Here is a 16,331-nt window from a genome sequence, read left to right as displayed (position 1 = left end):
CATGCCCGGGGAAATAAAGCCCGAACTGACGGAGAGGGCTGCGGAAACCCTGCTTGCGATGTGGCTGATACTCATCTCGGCCTTCTTCTTCCTGAGATGGGAGCTGGCCTATCTGATACTCCCCATACTCTGGGTCTTCTTCGTGTCGATCTTCTTTTTCAGACCCGAGATAAAGCTCGAGGTGAGGAGGGAGATACCCCACGATAGAATGCTCGAAGGTGAGGTAGCCGAGATAAGGCTGAGGGTAAAATCGAACGCAAGGATACCAAGCCTCAAGATCGAAGAAGACATCCCCGATGGGCTCGAACTCGTGGAGGGGAGCCGGGAGCACGTGCTCTCCCTCGGAAAGGATGAGGAACGTGTGATAAAGTATAGGGTAAGGGTCAGGCGGGGAATACACGAGTTCAACGGCGTAAGGGTAAGTTACCGGGATCCGATGGGCTTCTTCAAGCTCGACCACTTCATAGAGCACTACACCGAACTCATAGGCATGCCCCTCATCGAGGACGTCCCAACGCCATACTCAACGCGGGGAACCAAGATCACCGCCGGCCCGCTGCCATCTCCGAGAATCGGTGAGGGAGTCGAGTTTCACGCCATCAGGGAGTACCAGCCCGGCGATCCACTGAAGATAATCAACTGGAAGGCAACGGCAAAGACAGGCAAGATAATGGCAAACGAGTACGAAAGCGAGAGGAAAGTGGATGTTATATTCATAGTGGACGCATCCTACAGGGGGCGGAGGGTCTTCGACCATCTCGTTAGGGCTGCCGCCTCCCTCATGCTCAACGCCCTCAACAACGGAACCAGCTTCGGTTTGCTCCTGGCGGAGGCCGTCCCCCTGTGGGTGCGCGTCGATTACGGGAAGAGACACTTCTTCAAGTGCATAGACTTCCTCAGTACGGCGAAGCCCGATAGGAACAACATGATAGCCTATCAGGTCGAGCACCTTATTAGATCCCGCTTCCCTGCAAGGGCCCAGCTCCTCTACTTCTCCACGCTCCTCACGGAGGAGAGTAGGGAGGCACTGAGAACGATGTCGGCTTACGGTTACAGGGTCGTCGTTATTTCCCCTGACCCGTACAGCCTCGTCGAGCCGAAGACGAAGGAGGAAGAGCTCGCAGTAAGGATCCTTAGACTAAAGAGGAAGGCACAGCTCAGGAGGATGGCAACCTACGGGATCATAATCGACTGGGACGTCAAAAAACCTCTCAAAGCGGCCATCGCAGAGGTGATCCATCCATGAGAAAACCCAAGAGAAGGTTCCACTCCCTGATCCCGCTGGTGCTCTCAATCTACCTGCTCTACACCGTGGACAGGTGGAGCCTTCTCCTCCTTCCCCTGGCACTGCTTGGGGTACAGTGGCACTTCTTCGGCATGCTTTTCCTAACTGGAGCGGGGGTACTCCTCGTTTACAGAAACGTCGGCGGGGTGCTCGGGATAACCATCGTTGCCTTGGCACTCCTGACGATCGAGATGGGCCAGATGGACAAAGAAAAAGCCCCCTACGAGCACTACGCAGTTCTAATACTGGCGGCATCCATGAGCATTCCAACGTACCTGCTGATCCGTACGATCTCCCCATTCCTTCCCCGGGTGGAGGTCACGGCGGTGGCCGCTGGCGTTGTACTGGCCCTCTACCTCTTCACGAGAACCGCTGGAGAGGACTAAACGCTCCAGCTTCCACTCTTTTTCAAGACCTCCCTGGCCCTTTCAAGGCCGAGCCTCGCGCATTCCTCCAGAGCCTTCCCCTTCACGAGTCCGGCAAGAAAGCCACCCGCGAAGGCATCTCCTGCACCCGTCGGGTCTATCTCCCCTTCGACTGGCAGGGCGGGGAACTCGTGGAAGTCGCCGTCATAAATCAGAACTCCCTTTTCGCCCCGCGTTACCACGACCAGCTCCGCCCCCCACGAGTGCAACTCCTCGGCGGCCTTCCTCACGTCGTCGAGGCCGGTGATGAGCTTTGCCTCCCTCTCGTTTGGGAAAACGATGTAGCTCCTTGAGACGAGCTCCCTCACAAGCTCGGGTTTTCTCCGGTAGTCCTCGTAGTAGGTCGGGTTGAAGTCAACGCTGATCCTCATTTTCCCAAGTCTCTCGATGACCTTCAACTGCTCTTCCGGTGGAATCGGAGCTATGTGGAAGAGCTTGGCCTTCAGGTACTCCTCCGGGATCGGCGTCTCGCCCATTCTCTCGGCCACACCCACCTCAACGGGCGACTCGACGCTTCCATCGGGTTTGTAGATAACCCAGATGTGAATCGTCTTTCCGGGCAGGACTTGAACTCCCCTGATATCGACGTATTTCGCGAGCTTTTGGAGCCATTCCCTCGGAAAATCCTCGCCAACTTTAGTGACGAGGCCGACCTTTGCTCCCGCCAGAGCGGCAGAAGTGGCCACTGCTGCCGCCGCCCCTCCGGGCATCTCGATTCTACCCCCGTCCGGGAAGACTATCGTGTCTATCGAAACGTGACCGAGGACGACGAGTTCTACTTCCATGTTTTCACCCGACCGCTGTAAGCGTTACCCCCTTAAAGCGATTTTTATGGTTGTAATTCACTTCCAACTTTCCGTTTAGATGGACGTCGAAAAGATTTAAAAGCTCGGCCTCCAAAGTTTCCCGGTGGTGTTTATGAACAGCGTCTTCCAGAACGAGACGATCAGAGAGATTCTGACCAAGTACCGCAGGATATGGGCCATCGGCCACGCCCAGAGCGTTCTCGGCTGGGACATGGAGGTCAACATGCCGAAGGAGGGAATCCTTGAGAGGAGCGTTGCTCAGGGGGAGCTTTCAGTCCTCAGCCAGGAGTTTCTGCTCAAGCCGGACTTCGTCGAGCTCGTTGAGAAGGCGAAGAGCATAGAGGACCTCAACGAGTATGAGCGCGGCGTCGTTCGCGTCCTCGACCGCTCGATAAGAATCAGCCGCTCGTTCCCGCCCGAGTTCCTGAGGGAGATGAGTGAGGTTACGAGTCAGGCGACCAAGGCCTGGGAAGAGGCCAAGAGGACCGACGACTACTCCAAGTTCGAGCCCTGGCTCGACAAAATAATTGATCTCGCCAAGAGGGCTGCTGAGTACCTCGGCTACGAAGAGGAGCCCTACGACGCCCTCTTGGACATGTTCGAGGAGGGACTCAGGACTAAAGAAGTCGAGAGGATGTTCGACAAGCTCGAGAAGGAACTAAAGCCCCTCCTTGAGAGGATAATGGAAGAGGGCAAGGTTCCGCAGAGCCACCCCCTCGAGAAGGAGAAGTATGAGAGGGAGCAGATGGAGAAGGTGAACCTCTGGATTCTCGAGAAGTTCGGCTTCCCGCTTGGAGTTCGCTCAAGGCTCGACGTTTCTGCTCACCCGTTCACGACCGAGTTCGGAATAAGGGACGTGAGGATAACCACGCGCTACGAGGGCTACGACTTCAGGAGGACGATACTGAGCACCGTCCACGAGTTCGGGCATGCACTCTACGAGCTCCAGCAGGACGAGCGCTTCATGTTCAGCCCGATTGCAGGTGGTGTCTCCCTTGGAATCCACGAGAGCCAGAGCAGGTTCTGGGAAAACATCATCGGGCGCTCAAGGGAGTTCGCGGGGCTAATCTACCCCGTCCTGAAGGAGAACCTGCCCTTCATGACCAACTACACGCCGGAGGACGTCTACCTATACTTCAACATGGTCAGGCCAGACTTCATCAGAACTGAGGCCGACGTCGTCACCTACAACTTCCACATACTGCTCCGCTTCAAGCTCGAGAGGATGATGCTCAACGAGGGCGTCAAGGCCAAAGACTTACCAGAGCTCTGGAACGAGGAGATGGAGAGGCTCCTCGGCATAAGGCCTAAGAGCTATGCAGAGGGCATCCTTCAGGACATCCACTGGGCGCACGGAACAATAGGCTACTTCCCGACCTACAGCATTGGAACGCTCCTCGCGAGCCAGCTCTACTACCACATGAAGAAGGACATACCCGACTTCGAGGACAAGGTGGCCAAAGCGAAGTTCGAGCCCATCAAGGCCTGGCTGAGGGAGAAGATACACCGCTGGGGAAGCATCTATCCGCCGAAGGAGCTCCTAAAGAAGGCCATCGGCGAGGAACTGAACCCGGACTACTTCATCCGCTGGGTGAAGGAGAGGTATCTGTGATTTCTTTCTTTTAACCTTTGAGAAGAGCGTTTAAGTCTTCTTTCGTCAGTTGTGGATAGCTCTCAAGTAGGTTTTCAAAGCTCCAGCCGTTTGTGAGGAGTTCGAGTATGAAGTAAACGGGAATCCTCGTCCCCTTGATGACGGGCCTACCACGTTTTCTTGGGGTTTATCCCGATTCTGTCGCCAATCATTTAAGCTGTAACCTTAAAACGCTTTTTGCAGTTTATTTATGTAGCCTTTGCGGAGGTGCTGTTATGGAAGAAACGGAAGGAAACGCTTGGGTGCTTGAGAAAATCACGGGGATTCTGGGCGAGGAGGAATGTTGGATGACAATTGAAAACCTTAGGGCCATTAAGAAAGAGTTCGAGAAATGAGGGCAAGAAATAGGCTCATTCTAACGGCTCCCCAATCCACGCCACCGGTTCGACCTCTATCGCAACTACGCCGTACTTCTTCTCCTTCTCCTCGGAATAAAACTTTCTGTAGACCTTAACGCCCTCCTCGATGCTCTTCACTCCGGGCAGGACGTTCTCAAGACCCTCTTTTTCGAGCATCTCCCTGAAGGACGAGTAGACCCTCAGGTCCTTCACGACGCAGACGAGCTTGTTCTCGAAGACTATCTCGTCGCCCGGCTTTATCGCCTGCCTCTTCTCGTCGTACAATCTGCCTTCAATCTTTTTCTTGCCTTCAGCTATGGCCTTCAGGTACTCCTCCTGGAGGCCCATCTTCCAGCGTCTCAAAGGATCACCCCCTACTCAACGACCTTAAACCTGAGGATCTCCCCCCTGCCTAGAACACCAACGCCCGCTTTCTTCCCGAGGACCTCGATGGCGAGGGTCCAATCTGGGTCGGTGAGGTTCACCCTAAGGCCGTAAGCCCTCACGATGGCCTCTCCTATCTTCCTTTCAAGTTCCATCTCCCTCAGCTTTTTGTTCCCCCTCACCCTTGCCCTGACCGCAAAGGTTCCGGTTTTACCTCCCATGAGCTCAATCGCCCTCTGTTCTATCACATCAAGGGAAGCGGGAACAAGGAGGTCAAGGGGGACAACCCTCTGGATCGCCTGGGTTTCGAATCTTTTGAGCCTCTCGATCGCCTCATCTTTTGAAAGGGGGCTTTCGGCTACGAGTAGTCCCCTCCAGTCAGTTCCCCTTACCCGAACACGGCCGAGGGCCCATTCCAGCTCGAGGATTGCGTCCCCCTCCCTCCCGGGGGGACAGGTGACGATAAGGACAACCATCTCAGCTCACCGGTGGACAAACTTTTATATCTCAATCGACAAATTAATCCAGGTGGTTTAAATGGAGAGCGAGGAACTTAAAGTTTATCCCGTTCAGAGCTACGAGATCTACGGCCTCTCAAGGAATCCATTTGAACAGCTGGCGAGTGAAGGCATAGAGGACGTTGAGGCCATTCACGTTTATCAAGAGGTCGATATGAAGCTTTCCATGATTATCTCCGAGGTAATCGGCAACAAGAGCTCGATAGCAATGAGCATAGTCGGACCGCTGGGAATGGGAAAGACCCAGAGGCTCAAAAGCATCGCCAAGGCCATCGAGAGGGAGGGGGGCAAGGCGATCTACGTTAAGGTCGATACAAACGACATACTCAAGCTCACCCGTGACATCTTCTATGCACTGAAACCTCCGAGGAGCAGGACGAACATTTTCCTTGAAAATCTCTCGAGAAAGCTCGGGTTCATAGACAGACTTGAAAAAATGCTCAGCGACACAAAGGAATACAAGAGCAGGGACATAGCTGAACTCCTCGTCCAGCAGCTCAGGAAATATCCATACTCAGCTTTGCTTCTTGACGAGCTCGAAAACATGCAGGGCGCGAGGGAGCAGGAGAAGATACAGTTTTTCGAGATGCTCAGGCACGTAATAAGCACGATGCCGCCGGGCTGCATTGTTGCCTTCGCCTGCATTCCCGAGGCCTACGAGGAGTACTCCAAGATCTTCCCGGCTTTCTTCATGCGCCTTCACTACGAGTTCAAGCTCAGGCCAATGAGCGTTGAAGAAACCTTCGAGCTCGTGAAGAAGAGGCTCAACCGCGTCCGCATAAGGGACACCGACGATCCCATCTACCCATTCACAGACGAGGCGATAAAGCTCATCCACGATCTCGCGAAGGGCAATCCGAGACAGATTCTAAGACTCCTCCATTACGTTCTCAGCGAGGCCGCGAAGCGCGCCTTCGACCCGATAGACGAGCTCGTGGTGAGCACAATACTCGAGGAACCCAAGAGCCTTGAGGAGTACCTCAGAAGGGTTCCGAAGGACTACCGCGACCTCGTAAAGGTCATAGTCGAGAAGTTCAACGGCGGACCGGTAAGCTACATAAGCGTTGCCAAAGAACTTAAGAGACCAGCGAATCAGGTCTACGAGGCCCTGAACAAGCTCGTCGCGATAGGGTTCCTCGTTGGCGATCCCGGAGGAAACTACAAGGTCCCCCACTACGTCAGGAAGTTCCTCGAGGAGAAGGAGGAGTGAAGTTTGCCAAACTACGACGTCCACGTCCTCAGTGGGATAGCCACATATCCAGTGGCGGTGCTCATAGGGGAGCTCCTGAAGGTTTACGCCAAGCTACCGATTGAACTCACGCCAACGGCGTTAATTCTTGGCTACGCCCTTTACGTCCTGGGAAGTGATCTGCCGGACATGGACCACCCCGATGCACTCATCCACAGGGGTTCAAAACCAATAATCAGCGTTGCCGTTGGGAGCGCGGTCTTCCTCTGGGCCGGCGATAAGGTAAACCTCAGCCCAGAATGGCTTAATCCAGTGGTTGCGTGGGTACTCGGCGCCCTGGGAGGCATCATCGCGTGGTATCTCTTCACGGCCTTGATGCCGAGGCACAGGGGGATAGTTCATTCGCTCCTCTTCGCGGCGGTTTATGGATTCCTCGCCTTTGCCTTAGCTGGATATGGGCTGAAATTAAGCCTCGGGGAAGGAGTTTACGTCGGTCTTGCGGCTTTCCTCGGCTACACGCTTCATCTGACCCTCGATGGATCGATAAAGCTCGTTTAATTTTACCCATTTTTGGGCAACAATCCTTTTAAATAACCCACGTTAGGAAAGCGCGGAGGTGGGAGAAATGTTCAGCCTGGGAGGATTTTCACGAGGAGGGGAGTACGAAAAGAAGCTCTGGGACGTTCTTATCATAGGAGCGGGTCCAGCGGGCTTTACGGCGGCGATATACGCGGCTCGCTTTGGTTTAGAAACCCTCATCCTCAGCAAAGATTTGGGCGGAAACATGGCGCTGACGGATCTGATAGAGAACTATCCAGGTTTCCCCGAGGGAATAAGCGGTTCCGAGCTGACTGCGAGAATGCACGAGCACGTCAAGAGGCTCGGCGTTGATATCGTCTTCGACGAGGTCGAGAGGATTGACCCCGCTGAATGCGCCTACTACGAGGGGCCGTGCAAGTTCACGGTGAAGACCAAAAACGGCAAAGAATACCGCGCGAAAACGATAATAATAGCGGTTGGTGCAGCACCCAGGAAACTCAAGGTTCCGGGCGAGGAGGAACTCACGGGGAAGGGAGTTTCCTACTGCGCCACCTGCGACGGCCCACTCTTCAAGGGCAAGAAGGTCATCGTCGTCGGCGGCGGGAACACGGCCCTTCAGGAGGCGCTCTATCTCAAGAGCATCGGCGTTGACGTAACGCTCGTCCACAGGAGGCAGAAGTTCAGGGCCGACAAGATACTGCAGGACCGCTTTAGGGAGAGCGGGATTCCGGCGATACTTGACACCGTTGTCACAGAGATAATCGGAAAGGATAAGGTCGAAGCTGTAAGGCTGAAGAACGTCAAGACGGGTGAGGAGAAGGAGATGAAAGTTGATGGAGTGTTCATCTTCATCGGCTACGAGCCCAAAACGGATTTCGTCAAGCACCTCGGCATAACCGACGACTACGGGTACATTCCAGTTGATATGCACATGCGCACCAAGGTTCCGGGGATATTCGCGGCGGGAGATATAACCAACGTCTTCAAACAGATAGCGGTCGCGGTCGGCCAGGGAGCGATAGCGGCAAATTCCGCCAAGGAGTTCCTTGAGAAGTGGGCCGAGAAGAACGGGGAGTGACTTTACGCCTTCCTTCCCTTTTCTGGACTATAACCGCTCTCCCCATCCTCTTTTCGAAAAACTTTCGGTCAAAGATGTTCATCATTGAGCATAGAGTTATATAGTCGAACGTTGAGCTTCGCCCGGTGATGGACATGGTGGTTAGACCGAACGTTAAAGAGCTCCCCGGACCAAAGGCAAGGGAAGTAATAGAGAGGAACTTCAAGTACCTCGCCATGACAACCCAAGATCCCGAGAACCTCCCGATAGTCATCGAGCGCGGTGAAGGGATAAGGGTCTACGACGTTGACGGAAACGTCTTCTACGACTTCGCGAGCGGTGTTGGAGTCATAAACGTCGGCCACGCCCACCCGCGCGTCGTCGAGGCGATAAAGAAGCAGGCCGAGAAGTTCACCCACTACTCGCTCACCGACTTCTTCTACGAGAACGCCGTCGTTCTGGCAGAGAAGCTCATCGAGCTCGCTCCTGGAGACTTCGAGAAGAAAGTCGTTTACAGCAACAGCGGTGCCGAGGCCAACGAGGCCGCCATGAAGCTCGTCAAGTACGGGACTGGGAGGAAGCAGTTCCTGGCGTTTTACCACGCCTTCCACGGAAGGACCCAGGCCGTTCTGAGCCTTACCGCCAGCAAGTGGGTCCAGCAGGACGGCTTCTTCCCGACCATGCCGGGAGTCACCCACATACCCTACCCGAACCCATACAGGAACACCTGGGGAATCGACGGCTACGACGAGCCCGACGAGCTCATAAACCGCGTCCTCGACTTCATCGAGGAGTACGTCTTCAGGCACGTCCCGCCCCATGAGGTCGGTGCGATATTCTTCGAGCCGATACAGGGTGAGGGTGGCTACGTCGTCCCGCCGAAGAACTTCTTCAAGGAGCTCAAGAAGTTCGCCGACGAGTACGGAATCCTATTGGCTGACGACGAGGTTCAGATGGGCATAGGCAGGACAGGCAAGTTCTGGGCCATCGAGCACTTCGGAGTCGAGCCTGACCTCATCCAGTTCGGTAAGGCCATCGGCGGAGGACTTCCGTTAGCGGGTGTCGTCCACAGGAAGGAGATAAGCTTCGACAAGCCCGGAAGGCACGCGACAACCTTCGGTGGCAACCCCGTTGCCATTGCCGCTGGAATAGAGGTCGTCGAGATTGTCAAGGAGCTCCTTCCGCACGTCCAGGAGGTCGGCGACTACCTCCACAAGATACTTGAGGAGCTCAAGGAGAACTACGAGGTCATAGGAGACGCCCGCGGTCTCGGTCTCGCGCAGGCCGTCGAGATTGTCAAGAGCAAGGACACCAAGGAGAAGTACCCCGAGCTCAGGGACAGGATTGTCGGAGAGGCCGCGAAGCGCGGACTCGTCTTGCTCGGCTGCGGCGACAACAGCATCCGCTTCATCCCACCGCTCATCGTCACCAAGGAGGAAATCGACATCGCGATGGAGATTTTCGAGGACGCCCTCAAGGCCGCCCTCAAGTGAGTTCCCGCCCTTCTTCCCTTTCGTTTCTGGGAAAAGGATTTAAGGAGGAAGCTTTACTCCAGCTGGGATGGAATATGGATGTAAACCCGCTCTGGCTGAAGGCGCTTGTGTTCCTCTTTCTTACGGTGTATCTGAGCTTCCTGATCCGGAACAGAGAGAACTTTAACGTTGGCAACAACCTGGTCCTCTCCGCCGTTTCGTTCTCGTTTGCACTCTCCCTGGGCCTCTCGTTCGTGAGAGAGAACGGGATGGACCTGAGCTATGTGGGGCTGATCTTCTCAAGTCTAACGTTCGGCTGGATAGGCGGAATCTCCGGAGCCTTTGGCATAGCAGTGGCGGTCTATTCGACGGGGGCGGGAACGGAAGAGATCGCTCTATGTCTCATGCTCTGCTCAGCCGCCAGTGCGGTCGCAGGGATACTGGCAAAGAAAGGTTCTGACTTCTCGACGCTCCTCGTGGGTTCCGTTCTTGCGGGCATAACAATTCTGAGCGGCGAGTACGCGTATCTTCTGATCAATGGTGTAACCGATGTCCAGGCGGTTCTTGCCCCCAAAACTGTCTCAATCGTTACGGGAGTGATCCTTGGGACGGGAGCGGCGTTCTATGTGAAAAAACTGGAAAACTGGCCGGAACCAATAGAGAGAAAGAAGTGATCAGAGCTTCCTTATTTCTTCCCAGACGTTCTCCTCAACGAGGAGAGGCTCGATGGAGATCCTCTTTGAGGCCTTCCTTACCTGTCCGAGGTAGCGAGAGTCCGCTATGACCGCATCGTACTCAAGCTCCTTTATGACGTAAACGGGAAGGTCGAGCACGTCCAAGAGCTCACCCATAACCTCAACGAAACCCGGACCCGCCAGGAGAATGTCGGGGTTGACACCCTCTTCCCTCAGTTCCTGGGAGGCCCTCTCGATGAGCTCGAGCATCTCCTCCTTACTCGGCATTCCTTGCCCCCTCCACGATCCTCACACCGCTCGAAGTGCCTATCCTGTTCGCACCGGCCTCTATCATGGCGAGGGCCTGTTCGTAAGTCCTGATTCCCCCGGCGGCTTTGACGCCCATCTCAGGCCCCACAACCTTCCTCATGAGCCTTACATCCTCGACCGTCGCACCACCGGTTCCAAAGCCGGTCGAGGTTTTCACGAAGTCCGCTCCAGCTTCTTTCGCTAGCTCACAGGCCTTGATTTTCTCCTCCTCGGTGAGGTAGCAGGTCTCGATTATGACCTTGACCTTGGCCCCCTTTTCGTGTGCTACCTTGACGACCTCCTCTATGTCCCTCTTCACGTAGTCGTAGTCCCCATCCTTGAGCGCGCCTATGTTTATGACCATGTCAAGCTCATCAGCTCCATCTTCCAGAGCTTTCCTCGCTTCAAAGACCTTGACCTCGGTGGGAGTTGCCCCGAGCGGGAAGCCTATAACGCTCGCTACCTTAACGTCGGCCTTCTTCTCGCTCAGGTATTCCTTGGCGAGCTTGACGCGGTAGGGGTTGACGCAGACGGCGTAGAAACCGTACTGAATCGCCTCATCGCAGAGCTTAATTATGTCCTCCTTGGTAGCGTAGGGCTTTAGGTTTGTATGGTCGATATACTTCGCTATGTCCATCCCCACCACCCAATAGATGTGAGGACTTGGGGTATATAGCGGTTTTGCTACGGTTCAACGTGCCTCCTAAGCGTTTCGAGGAACTCCCTCTCAAGATCAGGATCGTTAAAATCCGGCTCTGCAGACCCTGTTAGTATTTCCCTGAGAACCTTAACGGCGTTTTCCCAGCCCTCGTCAAGTTTATTTCCAGGTTTTATCGGGTTCCTCAGGACGTACCACTTGTCCCTTCCCCTGGAGTACACAGCTATCCTCGGGATGTACGCTACATCCATGAAAGTGTTGTCCAGTGTGAGCTCTATCCTAAAATCCCCGAGCTCAACGAAACCCTCCGAGAGAAGCTGCCCCTCGAATTCATCCCACTTCACTCCCTTCACCATCTGAGCTTGGAAATGGCCCCCAAAAAGTTTGCCCAACATTCATAAGGTCGGACGTGTTAAGGGGATAGGTGGTCCCATGCTCACCGATAGAGAACTTCAAAGGTATAACAGGCAGATAATGATAATCGGAACTGAAGGACAGGAGAGATTAAAGGGGAGCACCGTTGCAGTCGTCGGCGTCGGCGGCCTCGGCTCTCCGGTCGCGCTCTATCTCACGGCGGCGGGTGTGGGGAGAATAGTGCTGATCGATTCCGAGAAGCCGGAGCTGAGCAACCTGAACAGGCAGATACTCCACTGGGAGGAGGATCTCGGAGCGAGACCCAAGCCTCTTTCGGGAAAGTGGAAGCTTGAACGGTTCAATTCGGACGTGGAGGTAGTGGCCAGACCAGTGAGACTCAGCGAGGAGAACATCGACGAGGTTCTGAAGGACGCTGACGTCATAGTTGATTGCCTCGACAGTTTTGAAGCACGCTTCCTTTTGGACGATTACGCGAAGAGAACTGGGAAGCCACTCGTGCATGGGGCAGTGGAGGGAACCTACGGACAGGTGACGACAATATTACCGGGAAAAACGAAAACACTGAGAGAGATCTTCCCGAGAGTGAAGGAAAAGAAGGGAAAGCTCCCGATAATCGGACCAACGGCCGGAGTCGTTGGATCGATTCAGGCTATGGAGGTTATAAAGCTGCTAACGGGCCTTGGGGAGCCGCTCTTCAACAGACTCCTGATAATCGACCTCGCCCACAACGTCTACGAGCTCGTTGAGCTTTAGGTATGAACAACCGTGAAGGTTTCCACTATCTTTCCCCTCTGAACTAGCCTAAACGTCTCTCCCGAGGCATCGGTGTAGGTCGTGGAAACAGAGAAGCCAACCTCTATCCTTCCCCCCACAGGCTGAGAATCGCGGAAAAACACTTCTACCCTGCCCAGAGTTACTGAAACTTCGGATCCCTCAGGAGCACCAACCGAGGACTTTATCAGCTCCTCAAAGGCGTTCTTGCTCGTGCAGTGGAGAACGTAGTACCTACCCCTCGTTACCTGACAGCTTCCATCCTTGGAGGCCTCCAAAGCTAGGGCCAGAGGATTCGACTCAAAGGTCTTTTCAATGACTGTGAAGCCATCTTCTCCCCTTCTGAACTCCCTCCACTCGCCGAGGGAATAGACCCTTGCAACGTCCCCCAAGAGGATTATCCTCGTGAGAACCCTTGCACCTGCTGGCTTCGTAAGAACGGTCATGTTTACCTCCATCCGGCGGTTTGAGAGATCGTAGAAGGCAGTCGAGTTCGAGAAGACCGAGACGTTCTCGACCCGGACAACGGCTTGCCCCTCAATCCGCACGGTTGAGTTGATCGTCGTGTTTACGAGGGCCAGATACGAAGAAACTCTGGACAGGGAATCGAGGAGACCAGCCAGATAATCCAGCGTTGTGGTCGTTGTCGTTGGAGTTTCAGCCGGCCAAGATGTCGTAAAATGGGACGAAGACGAAGTGGTTGAGGGAGAAACCGTTGAGGAGGTTTGGGATGTTGACGATGTGAAAGATCCCGAAGAGGAGCTGGAAGAGTCCTTGGAACCCATCAAACAGCCCGAAGTGAAAACGATGATAACCAAGGCCAGGGCTATGAGCTTGTCCCTCACTTTATCACCCATTAAACCTCTCCCCCGACCTCAAAAATGTTGTGGGCAAATACTTAAAGGGAAAGACAAAGGTAAAACGGTGGTTGAGATGAGCAAGGTCAAGATCACGGGAGAGCCCTTCAGCGTTGATGAGGCCATAAAGCTCGTGGAGAGGGACGAGGCCGGTGGATACGTTGTTTTCCTTGGAAAAGTCAGAAACGAGAACAGGGGAAGGAGAGTGCTAAAACTTATCTACGAAGCGTACGAGGAGATGGCCCTGAAGGAGATGGAAAAAATCCGAAAAGAGGCCCTCGAGAAGTTCCCCATCCTGGACATGCTGATATGGCATCGCGTCGGTGAGCTGAAGGTTGGAGAGGACACCATCCTGATTGTGGCCAGCGCCAAACACAGAAGTGAGGCCTTTGACGCGTGCCGATGGGCAATAGACGAGGTGAAAAAGAGGGTCCCGGTGTGGAAGAAGGAGGTTACCGAGGAGGGCACCTTCTGGATCGAGGGCGAGCAAACGATTCCCGAGGATTACCACAAAGCTTAGTTTTCCAATTTTTGCTAACTACTTCTAGTAGTGTGCGAAATCTGCATAGAAAAAGTATATAACTCTTGGACGCGTACTCTTCTACGGTGGTGTTGATGGAGGAGATCGTGAAGGTTAGCACCATCTCCACACAGGAGATCAAACCGAGGGTAGAGGACATAGTCGTTGGAAAGCCCCCGTGGAGCGAGACACCCCACGCCGGAAGCGTCGAGAGGCTTATTCTTCAGCTCGGTGCTGGCAGAGGCAGGTTCAATGAGCTCTATGGGATTCCGCGCTCAATAGGCTGCATCGGGAACAACAGGTTCGTCCTGAGAAGGAAGAAGCTGGGGAGGGAGGAGATAGAGAAAATTCTCCGGGACTTCAAATCCATGGGTGGGACCGAGGTATGGATCACCAACTACGACTCCCCAGAGGAGCTTAACGAGGCCGTTGAGATGGCCTTCAAGGTTGGCATCGAGGAGATAAGGGCCGTCTTTCTCTTCGAAGACGCTGAGAAAATCCGCCCCCTTGACGGTGTGGAGTACATAGCTGAGCTCGAATACGACCCCGAAGCCATCATCTCTGCCGCCATGAGGCTCTGGATTCGGGGGATCCTTGTTATGGTGACCCCGGATAAGGTGAACGAGGCAAAGGAGTTCATCCAGAAGGTCAAGGGGGATGGTGACTTTAAGGCCTACGTGGACGTTCTCTATCCAAGATCCCTCCGGCACCTTGACTTCAACACCATAGAGCTCAGAAAGATAAACAATCCGACCACCAGCAAGTACCACGACTGCCTGGCAGGCACCGTCGCGGTCAGCGGGGACGGCTTCGTACTTCCCTGTCCTCTCCTCAGGAACCTGGTCGTCGGCGACGTCAGGGAAAAGAGCTTCAAGTGGATCGTTGGGAGGAGCAAAAAGCTTAGGGAGTTCTGGACCATGACTAAGGACAAAGTTGATGGCTGTTCAACCTGCCCGCTGAGGTATATCTGCCACGACTGCAGGGCCCTCGAATACCAGGCCAGCGGCGATCTAAGGGGAATCGAGTACTGCCCGCTGCTCTAAAATTCAAGTATGGATCTGTATCCCTCGCCGTCCTTTCTTACCATCCTTCTAAGCCTCTCCTTGGGGTACATCTCCTTTATGTCCGCTAGGAGGTCAAAGTACTCAATGCCAAGCTGCTCCACGTAACCGCTGAACTCAAAGAGCTTCTGGGCAAGATCCTCCTTTGATGAGAAGTACCACTCAAGGAGATACCCTCTGCCAACGAGTACGCCGACGTTTATCTCGTAATCTTTGAATTTCTCGAGAACCTCCTCGTTTAATTCGCTCGTTATTCCAGTCACCCCCCGATCGTGTTCAGTGTTCTCGATGGTGGCAATATAGCCGAGCAGAATGCCCCTGTGCTGGAGTGTCCTGATCATGAAGCGCACCGTTGGCCTGCTCTTCCCGAGCTCCCTTGCGATCTCTGAGAGCGGCGTTCTGGCGTCCCACTTGAGTATGTCCATTAAAATAGCGTACTGGTACGGAAGGTTCCACTCTCCAAAATTGTCATCGCCAGAAGGGGGGTAAGCTCGGACCTCGTAGTACTCGTAATCGTCGGAATACTTCTCCATCACCTGATCGAGGAGATCAACCTGTTCCTTGGGGACGTAAACGATTGCCGTAATGCCATTTTTAAAACCGAACATTGCGGTAATGTCAACAAAGAAGGGGTTTTGTTTCATCCTCAGGGCGACCTCACGAAGCCTCTCCCTGGGAACGGACAGGTAAGCGATATAACTCTTCAGGCCAATCTTTTTGATATCGTACATCGCGTTAACGAAAACGTACTTACCATAATACTTGTCATAGATCCGAGTGAGTTTGTGATAGTCCAGTCCCTCAAGTTCGGCTATCTTCTTCAGACTCTCTACGGGATACTTGTTCAACAGCTCAACGAGCAGTTCTATTTCATCAGGATTGACATCCTGCATACCCAACCACAAAAAAGTTAAATCAATGGGGCGTTAAATCTTTATCGGTGATGAGGCATGGTGAAGATAGAAGTCGTCGACATAGAAAAGCCAGAGGGAGTCGAGGTCATCATCGGACAGGGCAACTTCTCGATATTCACGGTCGATGACCTTGCCAGGGCTCTTCTCACAGCCGTTCCCGGGATAAAGTTTGGGATAGCAATGAACGAGGCAAAGCCACAGCTCACGCGTTACACAGGTAACGACAAGGAGCTCGAAGAGCTAGCAGCCAGGAACGCGGTCAGGATAGGGGCAGGGCACGTCTTCGTGATACTCATGAAGAACGCCTTCCCAATAAACGTGCTCAACACCATTAAGAATCATCCAGCCGTTGCCATGGTTTACGGGGCCAGCGAAAACCCATTCCAGGTAATCGTTGCCGAAACCGAGCTCGGGAGGAGCGTTCTTGGAATAGTGGACGGTAAAGCAGCGAACAAAATAGAGTCCGAAGAACAGAAGAGGGAGCGCAGGGAGCTCGTTGAGAAGATAGGGTACACGATTGACTAAAC

The 16,331-nt window shown here is 54.1% G+C and carries 21 protein-coding genes; 12 read left to right on the top strand and 9 right to left on the bottom strand.

Annotated elements, in window-relative coordinates; translation table 11 throughout:
- The first annotated feature begins 1 nt into the window (after position 1).
- Together TGAM_RS00955 and TGAM_RS00950 are read left to right on the top strand one after the other, a co-directional pair.
- Positions 2-1,246: a DUF58 domain-containing protein gene (locus TGAM_RS00955; protein WP_015857811.1), complete on the top strand. Its 1,245-nt coding sequence runs from the start codon at positions 2-4 to the stop codon at positions 1,244-1,246.
- Positions 1,243-1,671: a hypothetical protein gene (locus TGAM_RS00950; RefSeq protein ID WP_015857810.1), complete on the top strand. Its 429-nt coding sequence runs from the start codon at positions 1,243-1,245 to the stop codon at positions 1,669-1,671. Before TGAM_RS00955 ends, TGAM_RS00950 begins: the two co-directional genes overlap by 4 nt.
- On the opposite strand, the gene TGAM_RS00945 is transcribed toward TGAM_RS00950, so the two are convergent.
- Positions 1,668-2,495: a carbohydrate kinase family protein gene (locus TGAM_RS00945; protein WP_015857809.1), complete on the bottom strand. Its 828-nt coding sequence runs from the start codon at positions 2,493-2,495 to the stop codon at positions 1,668-1,670. The two genes, TGAM_RS00950 and TGAM_RS00945, sit on opposite strands and share 4 nt — an antisense overlap.
- Before the next feature lie 133 nt (positions 2,496-2,628).
- On the opposite strand from TGAM_RS00945, the gene TGAM_RS00940 reads away from it, so the two are divergent.
- On the top strand, positions 2,629-4,128 hold the full coding sequence (locus TGAM_RS00940; RefSeq protein ID WP_015857808.1) for a carboxypeptidase M32: 1,500 nt from the start codon (positions 2,629-2,631) through the stop codon (positions 4,126-4,128).
- A gap of 10 nt (positions 4,129-4,138) precedes the next feature.
- Here the strand turns inward: TGAM_RS00940 and TGAM_RS11000 are convergent, their stop codons facing one another.
- From TGAM_RS11000 to TGAM_RS00930, 3 genes are all read right to left on the bottom strand, one after another.
- Positions 4,139-4,237 carry a DUF433 domain-containing protein gene (locus TGAM_RS11000; RefSeq protein ID WP_238516276.1) on the bottom strand — a complete coding sequence of 33 codons (99 nt, stop codon included), beginning with the start codon at positions 4,235-4,237 and terminating at the stop codon, positions 4,139-4,141.
- Between the two features lie 280 nt (positions 4,238-4,517).
- On the bottom strand, positions 4,518-4,868 hold the full coding sequence (locus TGAM_RS00935) for an ASCH domain-containing protein (protein WP_015857806.1): 351 nt from the start codon (positions 4,866-4,868) through the stop codon (positions 4,518-4,520).
- An 11-nt stretch (positions 4,869-4,879) separates the two neighbouring features.
- A complete protein-coding gene (locus TGAM_RS00930) occupies positions 4,880-5,365 on the bottom strand; it encodes a THUMP domain-containing protein (protein WP_015857805.1) in 486 nt (161 codons plus the stop codon).
- A 61-nt stretch (positions 5,366-5,426) separates the two neighbouring features.
- On the opposite strand from TGAM_RS00930, the gene TGAM_RS00925 reads away from it, so the two are divergent.
- The 5 genes from TGAM_RS00925 to TGAM_RS00905 all read left to right on the top strand — a co-directional run bounded on the left by TGAM_RS00925 (position 5,427) and on the right by TGAM_RS00905 (position 10,339).
- On the top strand, positions 5,427-6,617 hold the full coding sequence (locus tag TGAM_RS00925; protein ID WP_015857804.1) for an ATPase: 1,191 nt from the start codon (positions 5,427-5,429) through the stop codon (positions 6,615-6,617).
- Between the two features lie 3 nt (positions 6,618-6,620).
- The gene (locus TGAM_RS00920; RefSeq protein WP_015857803.1) at positions 6,621-7,154 is read left to right on the top strand and encodes a metal-dependent hydrolase; all 534 of its coding nucleotides are present in this window, start codon (positions 6,621-6,623) and stop codon (positions 7,152-7,154) included.
- A 67-nt stretch (positions 7,155-7,221) separates the two neighbouring features.
- Positions 7,222-8,214, top strand: coding sequence for a thioredoxin-disulfide reductase (gene trxB, locus TGAM_RS00915; RefSeq protein WP_048810974.1), 993 nt, complete (start codon positions 7,222-7,224; stop codon positions 8,212-8,214).
- Between the two features lie 134 nt (positions 8,215-8,348).
- Positions 8,349-9,686, top strand: a complete 1,338-nt coding sequence (locus TGAM_RS00910) for an ornithine aminotransferase (RefSeq protein WP_015857801.1) — start codon at positions 8,349-8,351, stop codon at positions 9,684-9,686.
- 74 nt (positions 9,687-9,760) lie between these two features.
- A complete protein-coding gene (locus TGAM_RS00905) occupies positions 9,761-10,339 on the top strand; it encodes a hypothetical protein (RefSeq protein ID WP_148206316.1) in 579 nt (192 codons plus the stop codon).
- Here the strand turns inward: TGAM_RS00905 and TGAM_RS00900 are convergent, their stop codons facing one another.
- Genes TGAM_RS00900 through TGAM_RS00890 form a run of 3 tightly spaced genes read right to left on the bottom strand, consistent with a single transcriptional unit; the run spans position 10,340 to position 11,662 of the window.
- Positions 10,340-10,627: a family 4B encapsulin nanocompartment shell protein gene (locus tag TGAM_RS00900; protein WP_015857799.1), complete on the bottom strand. Its 288-nt coding sequence runs from the start codon at positions 10,625-10,627 to the stop codon at positions 10,340-10,342.
- Positions 10,617-11,285, bottom strand: coding sequence for a deoxyribose-phosphate aldolase (gene deoC / locus TGAM_RS00895; RefSeq protein WP_048810973.1), 669 nt, complete (start codon positions 11,283-11,285; stop codon positions 10,617-10,619). Before deoC ends, TGAM_RS00900 begins: the two co-directional genes overlap by 11 nt.
- A gap of 47 nt (positions 11,286-11,332) precedes the next feature.
- Positions 11,333-11,662, bottom strand: coding sequence for a hypothetical protein (locus tag TGAM_RS00890; RefSeq protein WP_015857797.1), 330 nt, complete (start codon positions 11,660-11,662; stop codon positions 11,333-11,335).
- 76 nt (positions 11,663-11,738) lie between these two features.
- Here TGAM_RS00890 and TGAM_RS00885 point away from each other — a divergent pair, with 76 nt between their 5' ends.
- Entirely contained in the window at positions 11,739-12,434 is a 696-nt protein-coding gene (locus tag TGAM_RS00885) for a ThiF family adenylyltransferase (RefSeq protein WP_015857796.1), read from the top strand.
- On the opposite strand, the gene TGAM_RS00880 is transcribed toward TGAM_RS00885, so the two are convergent.
- Positions 12,431-13,309 (bottom strand): hypothetical protein, encoded by an 879-nt coding sequence (locus TGAM_RS00880; RefSeq protein ID WP_015857795.1) that lies wholly within the window; start codon positions 13,307-13,309, stop codon positions 12,431-12,433. The genes TGAM_RS00885 and TGAM_RS00880 overlap by 4 nt on opposite strands.
- Before the next feature lie 76 nt (positions 13,310-13,385).
- Between TGAM_RS00880 and TGAM_RS00875 the strand changes: the two genes are divergently transcribed.
- Both TGAM_RS00875 and TGAM_RS00870 read left to right on the top strand, forming a co-directional pair.
- Positions 13,386-13,829, top strand: coding sequence for a molybdenum cofactor biosynthesis protein MoaE (locus tag TGAM_RS00875; protein WP_048810972.1), 444 nt, complete (start codon positions 13,386-13,388; stop codon positions 13,827-13,829).
- A gap of 95 nt (positions 13,830-13,924) precedes the next feature.
- Complete coding sequence (locus tag TGAM_RS00870) at positions 13,925-14,872, top strand: SPASM domain-containing protein (protein WP_048810971.1); 948 nt, start codon at positions 13,925-13,927, stop codon at positions 14,870-14,872.
- Here TGAM_RS00870 and TGAM_RS00865 read toward each other — a convergent pair.
- Positions 14,869-15,783: an Lrp/AsnC family transcriptional regulator gene (locus TGAM_RS00865; protein WP_048810970.1), complete on the bottom strand. Its 915-nt coding sequence runs from the start codon at positions 15,781-15,783 to the stop codon at positions 14,869-14,871. The two genes, TGAM_RS00870 and TGAM_RS00865, sit on opposite strands and share 4 nt — an antisense overlap.
- A gap of 57 nt (positions 15,784-15,840) precedes the next feature.
- On the opposite strand from TGAM_RS00865, the gene TGAM_RS00860 reads away from it, so the two are divergent.
- The gene (locus TGAM_RS00860) at positions 15,841-16,329 is read left to right on the top strand and encodes an adenosine-specific kinase (protein WP_015857791.1); all 489 of its coding nucleotides are present in this window, start codon (positions 15,841-15,843) and stop codon (positions 16,327-16,329) included.
- The last annotated feature ends 2 nt before the right edge of the window (positions 16,330-16,331 follow it).

Source organism: Thermococcus gammatolerans EJ3, assembly GCF_000022365.1.
GTDB classification, from domain to species: domain Archaea; phylum Methanobacteriota_B; class Thermococci; order Thermococcales; family Thermococcaceae; genus Thermococcus; species Thermococcus gammatolerans.
Note: the sequence above shows the minus strand (reverse complement) of the source record. Positions and strands in the feature narration are given on the sequence as shown.

Excerpts from the sequence above, each read along its gene's own strand:
- TGAM_RS00955 (WP_015857811.1), top strand. The coding sequence starts at position 2 with ATGCCCGGGGAAATAAAGCCCGAACTGACGGAGAGGGCTGCGGAAACC.
- TGAM_RS00950 (WP_015857810.1), top strand. The coding sequence starts at position 1,243 with ATGAGAAAACCCAAGAGAAGGTTCCACTCCCTGATCCCGCTGGTGCTC.
- TGAM_RS00945 (WP_015857809.1), bottom strand. The coding sequence starts at position 2,495 with ATGGAAGTAGAACTCGTCGTCCTCGGTCACGTTTCGATAGACACGATA.
- TGAM_RS00940 (WP_015857808.1), top strand. The coding sequence starts at position 2,629 with ATGAACAGCGTCTTCCAGAACGAGACGATCAGAGAGATTCTGACCAAG.
- TGAM_RS00930 (WP_015857805.1), bottom strand. The coding sequence starts at position 5,365 with ATGGTTGTCCTTATCGTCACCTGTCCCCCCGGGAGGGAGGGGGACGCA.
- TGAM_RS00925 (WP_015857804.1), top strand. The coding sequence starts at position 5,427 with ATGGAGAGCGAGGAACTTAAAGTTTATCCCGTTCAGAGCTACGAGATC.
- trxB (WP_048810974.1), top strand. The coding sequence starts at position 7,222 with ATGTTCAGCCTGGGAGGATTTTCACGAGGAGGGGAGTACGAAAAGAAG.
- TGAM_RS00910 (WP_015857801.1), top strand. The coding sequence starts at position 8,349 with ATGGTGGTTAGACCGAACGTTAAAGAGCTCCCCGGACCAAAGGCAAGG.
- TGAM_RS00905 (WP_148206316.1), top strand. The coding sequence starts at position 9,761 with ATGGATGTAAACCCGCTCTGGCTGAAGGCGCTTGTGTTCCTCTTTCTT.
- TGAM_RS00900 (WP_015857799.1), bottom strand. The coding sequence starts at position 10,627 with ATGCCGAGTAAGGAGGAGATGCTCGAGCTCATCGAGAGGGCCTCCCAG.
- deoC (WP_048810973.1), bottom strand. The coding sequence starts at position 11,285 with ATGGACATAGCGAAGTATATCGACCATACAAACCTAAAGCCCTACGCT.
- TGAM_RS00890 (WP_015857797.1), bottom strand. The coding sequence starts at position 11,662 with ATGGTGAAGGGAGTGAAGTGGGATGAATTCGAGGGGCAGCTTCTCTCG.
- TGAM_RS00885 (WP_015857796.1), top strand. The coding sequence starts at position 11,739 with ATGCTCACCGATAGAGAACTTCAAAGGTATAACAGGCAGATAATGATA.
- TGAM_RS00880 (WP_015857795.1), bottom strand. The coding sequence starts at position 13,309 with ATGGGTGATAAAGTGAGGGACAAGCTCATAGCCCTGGCCTTGGTTATC.
- TGAM_RS00875 (WP_048810972.1), top strand. The coding sequence starts at position 13,386 with ATGAGCAAGGTCAAGATCACGGGAGAGCCCTTCAGCGTTGATGAGGCC.
- TGAM_RS00870 (WP_048810971.1), top strand. The coding sequence starts at position 13,925 with ATGGAGGAGATCGTGAAGGTTAGCACCATCTCCACACAGGAGATCAAA.
- TGAM_RS00865 (WP_048810970.1), bottom strand. The coding sequence starts at position 15,783 with ATGCAGGATGTCAATCCTGATGAAATAGAACTGCTCGTTGAGCTGTTG.
- TGAM_RS00860 (WP_015857791.1), top strand. The coding sequence starts at position 15,841 with ATGGTGAAGATAGAAGTCGTCGACATAGAAAAGCCAGAGGGAGTCGAG.